The sequence below is a fragment of the Salipiger sp. H15 genome, from assembly GCF_040409955.1.
GTDB lineage: Bacteria > Pseudomonadota > Alphaproteobacteria > Rhodobacterales > Rhodobacteraceae > Salipiger.
Genome location: NZ_CP123384.1, coordinates 1,199,758 through 1,210,000, shown reverse-complemented (window position 1 = coordinate 1,210,000; position 10,243 = coordinate 1,199,758). Strand labels below are relative to the sequence as shown.

The window sequence follows — 10,243 nt, the reverse complement described above, 5'->3', positions numbered from 1 at the left end:
TTCCGTTCCGCCTCCGGATCGTCGGCCCCGCGTTTCCGCTCGCCGCCGCCCCGTCTGGCGTCCCGTCGCGCGCCTCAGCGCCGCCGGTGAGGGGCTATTTACGTACTCCACGCGGGGCCCGCAACCCCTTTTTTCATTTTTCGTCATAAAAAATGCATGGAGCCCCGGAATCGCTTAAAAACAGGGCCTGCGCACCTCCCGGCCCGAGCCCCGAAGCCGCGATGTGCCAGCCCTGCGAAGCTTGGGACCGGACCGCGCACGCTCTTCCATGGGGGATTTGCGGAAATCACCCCGTCTGCGGCGGAGAGTCGGCGGTGCCGCCTACCCTGAGACAGGCGATCCGCCCTGGTTCTTTTGGCGCATATATATGTGTGACTGAAGACTGCGGCGGGCCCACGCGCGCCGCCGGGTCGAACGCCCTGCCATGCATGGAAGGCGCGACACCGGCAGTTCGGGGATCTGGAGCCGCGTTTCGATGTGTGCTCTGGTTTCCCTGACAGACGCCGCAACCCTCCCGGTCCGGCCAGGGTGCCGGCGCGCCCGAGGCGCGGACGGGTCCAGAGCAAGGAGCCGTCATGAAGGACGACGACCTCAGACACCTGCGCGAGACCATCCGCATCGCCCAGGAAAGCCGCGACGCCGGCAACCATCCTTTCGGTGCGATGCTCGTCGGCCCTGACGGGTCGGTGCTCCTGCGGCACGGCAACAATTACGCGGACGACAAGGGCGTCGGCCATGCCGAGTTGCTCGTCGCGCAGGAGGCGAGCCGGCGCTACGCGCCCGAGTTCCTCGAGAGCTGCACGCTCTATACCTCGGTGGAGCACTGCTGCATGTGCGCCGGCGCCTGCTACTGGGCCGGGATCGGCACCGTGGTCTACGGCATGACCGAGAAGCGCCTTGCCATGCTGACCGGCGACAACCCCGAGAACCTGACGCTCGACCTGCCCTGCGAGGAGGTGTTCCGCGCGGGCCAGCGCAAGGTCGAGACCCGCGGCCCCTATGTCGAGATCGAGGAAGAGGTCGCCGAGGGGCACCGCGGCTTCTGGCAGTAGCGGCCGGACGGGACGGTCGCGCGCGCCGGGGAAAGCCCTGTTCCGGAAACAAGAAAGCCCTTGGAAATCTTGCGATTTCCAAGGGCTTTCCATGGTGCCCAGGAGAGGACTCGAACCTCCACGGCCGTTAAGCCACTGGTACCTGAAACCAGCGCGTCTACCAATTCCGCCACCTGGGCACAGGTGGTAGAGGGGCGTTTAAATATGTCCGCAGGGAGTGTCAACGCAGATTTTTCAATTTGTGCAACTTACCTTACGGAGCCGCCTTGCCGGGTGCCGGACGGGCCGGTATTCAAGGTCTCAGAACCTCGGAGCAGGAGTAGCCAGATGAGCAAGCTCGTCACCATTTACGGCGGATCCGGATTTGTCGGACGCTATGTTGCCCGCCGGATGGCCAAGCTCGGCTGGCGCGTCCGCGTCGCCGTCCGCCGTCCCAACGAAGCGCTCTTCGTGAAGCCTTATGGCTCCGTCGGCCAGGTCGAGCCGGTGTTCTGCAACATCCGCGACGACGAGTCGGTGCGCAGCGTGATGCAGGGCGCCGATGCGGTGGTGAACTGCGTCGGGACCTTTGCCGCGCGCGGCAAGAACAACTTCGACGCCATCCAGGTCGAGGGTGCGGGCCGCATCGCGCGGATCGCGGCCGAGCAGGGTGTCGGCGCGCTGGTGCATGTCTCGGCCATCGGCGCCGACAAGGACAGCCGCAGCGGCTACGCGCGGACCAAGGCGCTTGGCGAAGAGGCCGTGCTGGCCGCCTTCCCTGGCGCGATGATCCTGCGCCCCTCGGTGATCTTCGGGATGGAGGACAAGTTCTTCAACCGCTTCGCCTCGATGTCGCGCATGGGCCCGGTGCTGGCGCTGGTCGGTGCCGACCGCAACTTCCAGCCGGTCTACGTGGACAACGTCGCCGAGGCCGCGACCAAGGGGCTGACCGGCGAGGCGCCCGCGGGCATCTACGAGCTGGGCGGTCCCGAGGTGAAGAGCTTCCGCGCCTTCATCGAGGAGATGCTGACCGTCATCCGTCGCCGCAAGATGCTGGTGAACCTGCCCTACGGGCTCGCCTCGGTGATCGGCCGCGTGTCGGAATTCGCGCAGCGGATCACCGGCGGGCTCTTCACCGCGCCGATCACCCGCGACCAGGTGGTGATGCTGCGCAAGGACAACGTCGTCTCCGAAGGCGCGAAGGGGCTGGCCGATCTCGGCATCACCCCCGTCGCCCCCGAGGCGGTCATCCCGGACTACCTGTGGCGCTTCCGCCCGGGCGGGCAATACGACGCGATCAAGGAATCGGCTGCCGGCCTGCGGACCGAGTGAGATCAGGAAGCCGGCCCCGGGGCCGGCTTTTTCTTTGGGCGATCGCCGCCCGCACCGAGGGAGACCGTCATGACCGACCTGCCCCAAACCGGAAGCTGCCGCTGCGGCGCAACCCGGATCGAGGTGAGCGCGCCACCGATGATGACCGCCGCCTGCCATTGCCGCGGCTGCCAGAAGATGAGCGCCAGCGCCTTTTCCCTGACGATGATGATTCCGTCCGAGGGGATCCGGGTGGTCTCGGGGGACCCGGTGAAGGGCGGCATCAAGGGCCCGCAGCTCGACCATTACATGTGCCCCGAGTGCGGCAGCTGGATGTTCACCCGCATCACCGGCCTCGATCTTTTCGTGAACGTCCGACCCACGATGTTCGACGTGCCCGACTGGTGCGTGCCCTTCATCGAGACGATGACCGCCGAGAAACTGCCCTGGGCCGCGACCCCGGCGCAGCACAGCTACGAGGGATTCCCGCCCGAGGCGGATTTCCCGATGCTGCTCGAAGGTTTCACGCGGCGCTGAGGCCCCGCCCCTTCCGCACATGAAAAGACGGCGCGCAGGTCCCTGCGCGCCGTCTTCAAGTCTTCGCTGTCGCGCGGATCAGAAGTCGAGGTTCTCGACGCTCAGCGCGTTCTGCTGGATGAATTCGCGGCGCGGTTCCACCACGTCGCCCATCAGCTTGGTGAAGAGATCGTCGGCCTCGGCCATGTCGTCGATCTTCACCTGCAGCAGCGTGCGCGCATCCGGATCCAGCGTGGTTTCCCAGAGCTGGCCGGGGTTCATCTCGCCCAGCCCCTTGTATCGCTGCAGCGCGAGGCCCTTTTCGCCCTCCTCGAGAATCGCCTCGAGCAGGTCGAGCGGTCCGTGCACCGCCTGGCGGCGGTCCTTGCGTTCCAGCGTCGCCGGGGTCGTGTAGATCGCCTGCAGCGCCTTGGTGAAGCTGCCGGTGCGGCGCGCCTCGCCCGAGCGGAGCATCGCCCCGTCCAGCGTGCGCACTTCCTCGACCCCGCGCAGGATGCGCGCAAGGCGGATGCCGCGGTCCTGGGTGATCCGGCCGTGCCATCCCTTCTCGTATTCCAGCGCGATCAGGTCGAGCCGCTCGGCGACCTTGTCGGCCACGCCCTGAAGATCGCTCTCGACCGCGCCGGGCACGAAGCCGCCGGCAATCGCCGCCTGCTCGAGGATGTGGCGCGGATAGTGCGTCGGGAAGGCATCGAGCACGCGCTTGAGCTGGCGCGCCTCGTCGATCACCCGGGCAAGGTCCTGCCCGGCGATCACCTCGCCATTGCCGAGCTTCAGATGCGCGCCGTCGATGCCCTGATTGATCAGGTACTCGTCGAGCGCGTTCTGGTCCTTCACGTAGACCTCAGACTTGCCGCGGGTCACCTTATAGAGGGGCGGCTGCGCGATGTAGAGATAGCCGCCCTCGATCAGCGCCGGCATCTGCCGGTAGAAGAAGGTCAGCAGCAGGGTCCGGATGTGCGCACCGTCGACGTCGGCGTCGGTCATCAGGATGATCTTGTGGTAGCGCAGCTTGGAGACGTCGAACTCGTCGCGACCGATGCCGGTGCCGAGCGCCATCACCAGGTTGCCGATCTCCTGGCTGCCGAGCATCCGGTCGAAACGCGCGCGCTCGACGTTGAGGATCTTGCCCTTCAGCGGCAGGATCGCCTGGGTGCCCCGGTCGCGCCCGGTCTGCGCCGAGCCGCCTGCGGAATCGCCCTCGACGATGAAGAGCTCGGTCTTGGACGGGTCCTTCTCGGAGCAGTCCTTGAGCTTGCCGGCGAGGTAGTTCACGTCCATCGCGGTCTTGCGGCGGGTCAGCTCGCGCGCCTTGCGCGCGGCCTCGCGGGCCAGCGCCGCCTCGACGATCTTGCCGACGATCTGCTTGGCCTCGTTCGGGTTCTCCTCGAACCACTCGGCCAGGCGCTCGTTCATCAGCCCCTCGACCGCCGGGCGCACCTCGGAAGACACCAGCTTGTCCTTGGTCTGGGACGAGAACTTCGGATCCGGCACCTTCACCGAGAGCACGCAGGTCAGGCCCTCGCGCGCGTCGTCACCGGTGAACGAGACCTTCTCCCTCTTCGCGATGCCCGAGGACTGCGCGTAGTTGTTGATGGTCCGGGTCAGCGCGCCACGGAAGCCGGCCACGTGGGTGCCGCCGTCGCGCTGGGGGATGTTGTTGGTGAAGGGCAGCACGTTCTCGTGGTAGCTGTCGTTCCACCACATGGCGATCTCGACGCCGATGCCGTCCCGCTCGCCGGTCATGTAGATCGGGTCGGTCATCACCGGCTGCTTGGAACGGTCGAGGTACTTCACGAATTCCCTCACGCCGCCCTCGTAGTGCAGCTCGGATTTCAGCGGCTCGGCGGGGCGCTCGTCCTCGAGGATGATGCGCACGCCCGAGTTCAGGAAGGCCAGTTCGCGCAGGCGTTTCTCCAGCGTCTCGAAGCTGTACTCGAGGTTGCTGAACGTGCCCGTGGAGGCAAGGAAGCGCACCTCGGTGCCCTGCTCGCCCTCGGCATCGCCCACGACGCGCAGGTGCTCGACGGTGTCGCCATGCTCGAAGCGCGCGTAATGCTCCTTGCCGTTCCGCCAGATGCGCAACTCCAGCCAGACCGACAGCGCGTTCACCACCGAGACGCCCACGCCGTGCAGGCCACCCGAGACCTTGTAGGAGTTCTGGTCGAACTTCCCGCCCGCGTGCAGCTGGGTCATGATGACCTCTGCCGCCGAGACGCCCTCTTCGGCGTGCAGGTCGACGGGAATGCCACGGCCGTTGTCGCGCACGGACACCGAGTTGTCGGCGTGGATCTTCACACGGACGAAGTCCGCGTGGCCCGCCAGGGCCTCGTCGATGCCGTTGTCCACCACCTCGTAGACCATGTGGTGCAGGCCCGATCCGTCATCCGTGTCCCCGATATACATCCCGGGGCGCTTGCGGACAGCCTCCAAGCCTTTGAGAACTTTGATGGAATCCGCGCCGTATTCCTGCTGTGCGCTTGCCGGTTCGGCCATGCCGCGATCCTTCATGATTTTTGCTGGTTTTATACGGTGTTCAGGCAGGATTGTCACGCCGCTGCCACAAGATTTGGTATCAAACCGTGCGGTTTTCAACCAATGATTGCCCGTCCCGCTCGGTCACTTCCAGGTACTGGGCCCGCTCTCCCAGTTCGGCGAAAAGCTCCGGTCCCGTGCCCGTCATCCAAGCCTGCGCCCCGAGCGCGCAGATCTCGTCGTAGAGCGCCGCGCGGCGGCCCGCGTCGAGATGCGCGGCGACCTCGTCGAGCAGCAGGATCGGCGCGGCGCCGGTCTCCTCGGCCAGCGCCCGGGCATTGGCGAGGATGAGCGAGATCAGCAGCGCCTTCTGCTCGCCGGTCGAGCAATCCTCGGCCGGCACACCCTTGGCGGCGAACACCCCGCGCAGGTCGGCGCGGTGCGGCCCGACCAGCGTGCGCCCGGCCATCAGGTCACGCGGGCGGCTCGCCTCGAGCGCGGCCCGCAGTTCGGCGGTGTCCTCGGGGGTCGGCGTCTCGGCATCCACCAGCTCGAGATCGGCGGCGGGGAACTGCGTCTCGGCCCCGGCCTGTGCCTCGGCGAGCCGGGTCAGCGCGGCGCGGCGGTTGGCCTGCAGGGCGGCCCCGGCCTCGGCCATCTGGCTTTCCAGCGCGGCGTACCAGAAGCCGTCGCGCACCTGGTCGCGCAGCAGCCGGTTGCGCTCGCGCATCGCCTTCTCGAAGGCCAGCGACAGGTCGGCGTGATCGGGAAAGAAGCTCAGCGTCATCCGGTCGAGGAAACGCCGCCGCCCCTCCGGCCCCTCGATCCAGAGCCGGTCCATCGCCGGCACCAGCCACAGCACCCGCGCGAGCCGCCCCAGCGCCACCTGCGGCGCAGTCTTGCCGTCGATCTGCACGGTGCGGGCCGCGCCCGCCTCCGAGCGGAAGGCGATTTCGTGCAACGCCCCGCCGGTCTGCAACAGCCCCTCGATCTTCCACCCCAGCGCCTCGGGCCGGCGCACCATCTCCTGCGCCGAGGCGCGGCGCATTCCCCGCCCGGGCGAGAACAGCGAGACCGCCTCGATGAGGTTGGTCTTGCCCGCGCCGTTCGGCCCGTAAAGCGCCACGGGCCGCGCATCCACCGCGACCGAGGCGTCCCGGTGCGAGCGGAAATGCGAAAGCGTGAGGCGGGTGAGGTGCAGGGACATGGCTCAGGCGGTAGCGCGATGCGGCGCGGTCGGGAAGTGAGTATTTTTGGAAAGATGAAAGGCAGAAGCCGCGCCCCTGCCTTTCATCTTTCTTCAAATACTCATGTCGCGGCGGTGCCGTCAGACCCGCATCGGCATGACGACGTAGACGGCCGAGGTGTCGGTGCCTTCGCGCATAAGGGTCGGATCGCCCGAGGAGTTGAACATGAAGACGGCGTTCTCGCGGTCGACCTGGCTGGCGATCTCGAGCAGGTACTTGGCGTTGAAGCCGATCTCCAGCGGCTCGTCGCCATAGGCCACGGCCAGCTCTTCCTCGGCGGCGCCGCTGTCGGGCGCATTGACCGAGAGCACCAGCCGGTCCTCGTCGAGCTGCAGCTTCACGGCGCGCGAGCGCTCGGACGAGACGGTCGCGACGCGGTCCACCGCCTTGGCGAACTCGCCCGCGTCGACCTCGAGCCGGCGGGTGTTGTGCATCGGGATGACGCGCGAATAGTCCGGGAAGGTGCCGTCGATGACCTTCGAGGTCAGGGTGATGTCGGGCGTGGCGAAGCGCACCTTGGTCTCCGAGACCGACACGGCGATGTCCATGTCATCCTCGTCGAGCAGCTTGCGCAGCTCGCCCACGGTCTTGCGCGGCACGATCACGCCGGGCATCGACTCGGCCCCGGCGGGCAGCGGCGCGTCGATCCGGGCGAGGCGGTGCCCGTCGGTGGCGACGCAGCGCAGCACCCGGCCATCCTCGCTCTCGGCGACATGCATGTAGACGCCGTTGAGGTAGTAGCGGGTCTCCTCGGTCGAGATGGCGAATTTCGACTTGTCGAAGAGCCGGCGCAGCACCTCGGCCTTGGCGGTGAAGTTCGAGGAATATTCCGAGGTTGCCATGACCGGGAAGTCTTCCTTCGGCAGCGTCGCGAGGCTGAAGTTCGAACGGCCCGCGGCCACCGTCAGGCGGCCCGCGGCGTTGTCGGCGGTCAGCTGGACCAGCGCGCCGTCGGGCAGCTTGCGGACGATCTCGTGCAGGGTCACCGCCGAGACGGTGGTGGCACCGGCCTGCTCGACCACCGCGGGGGCGCGGTCGAGCACCTCGATGTCGAGATCGGTGGCGCGGAAGCTCGCGGTGTTGCCCTCGGCCTCGATCAGGACGTTCGCAAGGATCGGGATGGTGTTCCGGCGTTCGACCACCGACTGTGCCTGGCTGACTGCCTTGAGCAGCGTCGCCCGTTCTATGCTGACTTTCATCGCCCTGTTCCTCGGTTGGCCGAAGGGGCAGCTTGGCGCTTTTGCGAAGCTACTCCAAAATTCTTTGCTGATTGATCCGACGGATTGTCGCGAGCGTCAAGGCCGCGGGACTGCCCGAGGGCAGCCCCGTTCCCAAATGTGGTCGTGCGGTCTCAGGCCCAGCTCCCGGGCCCGGGTCCCAGATGCCGGCCTCAAGCCTCGAGCGCGCGGCGCAGCAGCTCGATGTCGTCGGCGATCTGGCTGTCCTGCATGCGCAGTTCCTCGATCCGCTTCACCCCGTGCATGACGGTGGTGTGGTCACGCCCGCCGAAGCGGCGGCCGATCTCGGGAAGCGACCGCGAGGTCAGCTGCTTGCACAGGTACATCGCGACCTGGCGCGGGCGCGCGAAGTTGCGCACGCGCTTCGGGCCGATGAGGTCCGAAAGGCGGATGTTGTAGTGGTCCGCCACCTTGCGCTGGATCTCCTCGATCGAGATCTTGCGGTCCGAGGCGCGCAGCACGTCCGCGAGGCAGTCCTGCGTCAGCTCCATGGTGATCGGCTGGCCGACCAGCGAGGCGAAGGCGAAGAGACGGGTCAGCGCCCCCTCGAGCACGCGCACGTTGGTCGAGATCCGGTGCGCCAGGAACTCGAGGATGCCCGCGTCGAGCTGCAGCGACGGGTACTGCTTGCGGTAGGTGTCGACCTTGGACTGCAGGATGCCGAGGCGCAGCTCGTAATCCGTCGGGTGCAGGTCGACCACGAGGCCGGACTGCAGGCGCGAGCGGATGCGGTTCTCGAGATCCTTGATCTCGTCCGGCGCGCGGTCGGCCGAGATGACGATCTGCTTATTCTGGTCCACCAGCGCGTTGAACGTGTGGAAGAACTCTTCCTGCGTCGAGTCCTTGCCGGCGATGAACTGCACGTCGTCGACCATCAGCACGTCGACCGAGCGGAACAGTTCCTTGAAGTCCATCATGCGGCGTTCGCGAAGGGCCTGCACGAAGCGGTACATGAACTGCTCGGCCGAGAGATAGAGCACGTTCAGGTCGGGGCGGCGGTTGCGCAGCTCCCAGGTGATCGCGTGCATCAGGTGCGTCTTGCCGAGGCCCACGCCGCCGTAGAGGAACAGCGGGTTGAAGGTCACGGTCTCGGCCTCCGCCACGCGGCGCGCGGCGGCATGGGCCAGCTCGTTCGGCTTGCCGACGATGAAGTTGTCGAAGGTGAAGCGTGCGTCGAGCGGCGCGCTCGGCAGCAGGTCACTTCCGCCCTGCGCGGCCTGCGCCGCGCCGCCATTGGCCTGCGCCATCTGCTCGGGCTGCGCCGCCACCGGGCGCGGGCTCGGACGGCCCGCCGCCGGACGCGGCGCGTTGCTCACGCGGAACTGCAGGCGTCTGACCTGCGAATCCACGGTCGAGATCTGCGACAGCAGCAGATCGCCGAAATTCTGCGACACATAGGTGCCGATAAAATTCGTTGGTGCCAGGAAGACCGCCACCCCGTCGGCCTCCAGACCTTTATATTCGAGGGGCTTGATCCAGGTTCGGTAATTGTTTTCCCCGATCGTGCTGCTCAGCCTGTCTTGCAGCGCGCCCCATTGTTCCTGCGTCATTTATCCCCGCTCCGTGTCTTCACCGGTTCTTCTCTGTCCCTCGGGCAACACACACACGCCCGTTCGAGACATCGCGGGGACGCAAAACACGGTCCCATGCCAGAGGCATGAGTCGGGCGATTTTCCCGCCCGGTGAAATAGCGACGCAAAAGGACTCCCCGGGACTCCCAGTATCCCGAAGCGACCTGTCAAGGCGCACTACTCACCCGTTTTACAATTGGACTGGCAGGATGAAATCACCCCGGTTTCGGCGTCCTTTGATCAGACGACCGAATCGACGGAAACATTTCCACTCTACAAGTGGCTTGGTCCCCGATTGCCTGTCCCCCCAGCGATGTGACTCGCTCGATGAAATTACTCCTGTTCCGAGAAGGGCAGCAACCGAACTTCAAACTTGACTCAATGGAATCCGAAAAAAGAATCTCGGCCTTCAAAATATGGTGTGAGTCATGAAAAAAGGCACCACCGTTGGCGATGCCTTTTCGGTCACACACTTTATAGGTGTGTCATTTCAGCCGTACACTTGGCGTGTTCAGCCGAGCGCCTTCACCCGGGAGGAGAGGCGCGACATTTTGCGCGAGGCGGTGTTCTTGTGGAAGACGCCGCGGGTCACGCCGCGCATCAGCTCGGGCTGAGCTGCGACGAGGGCTGCGGTTGCTGCTTCCTTGTCGCCCGAAGCGATTGCTTCCTCGACCTTGCGGAGGAAGGTGCGGATGCGCGAACGGCGTGCCTTGTTGACGGCATAGCGCTTCTCGTTCTGACGCGCGCGCTTCTTGGACTGGGGCGAATTTGCCATGATGATCGGTCCTGTGTGTCTGTGGCCGACAAGGCCTGGGTCTGAATTTCGGACGTGC

Annotated in this window: 8 protein-coding genes and 1 tRNA gene; 3 read left to right on the top strand and 6 right to left on the bottom strand. The window is 66.3% G+C overall.

The genetic code is table 11. From position 1 onward, the window contains the following. Window positions 1–575: 575 nt before the first annotated feature. A complete protein-coding gene (locus tag PVT71_RS05845; RefSeq protein WP_353473566.1) occupies window positions 576–1,052 on the top strand; it encodes a nucleoside deaminase in 477 nt (158 codons plus the stop codon). 92 nt (window positions 1,053–1,144) lie between these two features. Here the strand turns inward: PVT71_RS05845 and PVT71_RS05840 are convergent. Beyond that, window positions 1,145–1,231: transfer RNA gene (locus PVT71_RS05840), tRNA-Leu, on the bottom strand. A gap of 148 nt (window positions 1,232–1,379) precedes the next feature. On the opposite strand from PVT71_RS05840, the gene PVT71_RS05835 reads away from it, so the two are divergent. Further along, entirely contained in the window at window positions 1,380–2,363 is a 984-nt protein-coding gene (locus tag PVT71_RS05835) for a complex I NDUFA9 subunit family protein (RefSeq protein ID WP_353473565.1), read from the top strand. Between the two features lie 69 nt (window positions 2,364–2,432). Continuing rightward, complete coding sequence (locus tag PVT71_RS05830) at window positions 2,433–2,879, top strand: GFA family protein (RefSeq protein ID WP_353473564.1); 447 nt, start codon at window positions 2,433–2,435, stop codon at window positions 2,877–2,879. 78 nt (window positions 2,880–2,957) lie between these two features. On the opposite strand, the gene gyrB is transcribed toward PVT71_RS05830, so the two are convergent. From gyrB to rpsT, 5 genes are all read right to left on the bottom strand, one after another. Then, complete coding sequence (gene gyrB, locus PVT71_RS05825; RefSeq protein ID WP_353473563.1) at window positions 2,958–5,375, bottom strand: DNA topoisomerase (ATP-hydrolyzing) subunit B; 2,418 nt, start codon at window positions 5,373–5,375, stop codon at window positions 2,958–2,960. Between the two features lie 79 nt (window positions 5,376–5,454). Next, window positions 5,455–6,561 carry a DNA replication/repair protein RecF gene (gene recF / locus PVT71_RS05820; protein WP_353473562.1) on the bottom strand — a complete coding sequence of 369 codons (1,107 nt, stop codon included), beginning with the start codon at window positions 6,559–6,561 and terminating at the stop codon, window positions 5,455–5,457. 120 nt (window positions 6,562–6,681) lie between these two features. Continuing rightward, window positions 6,682–7,800, bottom strand: coding sequence for a DNA polymerase III subunit beta (gene dnaN / locus PVT71_RS05815; RefSeq protein WP_353473561.1), 1,119 nt, complete (start codon window positions 7,798–7,800; stop codon window positions 6,682–6,684). A gap of 191 nt (window positions 7,801–7,991) precedes the next feature. Continuing rightward, the gene (gene dnaA, locus PVT71_RS05810) at window positions 7,992–9,389 is read right to left on the bottom strand and encodes a chromosomal replication initiator protein DnaA (RefSeq protein WP_353473560.1); all 1,398 of its coding nucleotides are present in this window, start codon (window positions 9,387–9,389) and stop codon (window positions 7,992–7,994) included. Window positions 9,390–9,921: 532 nt separating this feature from the next. After that, a complete protein-coding gene (rpsT, locus tag PVT71_RS05805) occupies window positions 9,922–10,185 on the bottom strand; it encodes a 30S ribosomal protein S20 (protein WP_353473559.1) in 264 nt (87 codons plus the stop codon). Window positions 10,186–10,243: the final 58 nt, after the last annotated feature.

What these genes read in the sequence shown, in the direction of transcription:
- PVT71_RS05845 (WP_353473566.1), top strand. Translation starts at nt 576, where the DNA reads ATGAAGGACGACGACCTCAGACACCTGCGCGAGACCATCCGCATCGCC.
- PVT71_RS05835 (WP_353473565.1), top strand. Translation starts at nt 1,380, where the DNA reads ATGAGCAAGCTCGTCACCATTTACGGCGGATCCGGATTTGTCGGACGC.
- PVT71_RS05830 (WP_353473564.1), top strand. Translation starts at nt 2,433, where the DNA reads ATGACCGACCTGCCCCAAACCGGAAGCTGCCGCTGCGGCGCAACCCGG.
- gyrB (WP_353473563.1), bottom strand. Translation starts at nt 5,375, where the DNA reads ATGGCCGAACCGGCAAGCGCACAGCAGGAATACGGCGCGGATTCCATC.
- recF (WP_353473562.1), bottom strand. Translation starts at nt 6,561, where the DNA reads ATGTCCCTGCACCTCACCCGCCTCACGCTTTCGCATTTCCGCTCGCAC.
- dnaN (WP_353473561.1), bottom strand. Translation starts at nt 7,800, where the DNA reads ATGAAAGTCAGCATAGAACGGGCGACGCTGCTCAAGGCAGTCAGCCAG.
- dnaA (WP_353473560.1), bottom strand. Translation starts at nt 9,389, where the DNA reads ATGACGCAGGAACAATGGGGCGCGCTGCAAGACAGGCTGAGCAGCACG.
- rpsT (WP_353473559.1), bottom strand. Translation starts at nt 10,185, where the DNA reads ATGGCAAATTCGCCCCAGTCCAAGAAGCGCGCGCGTCAGAACGAGAAG.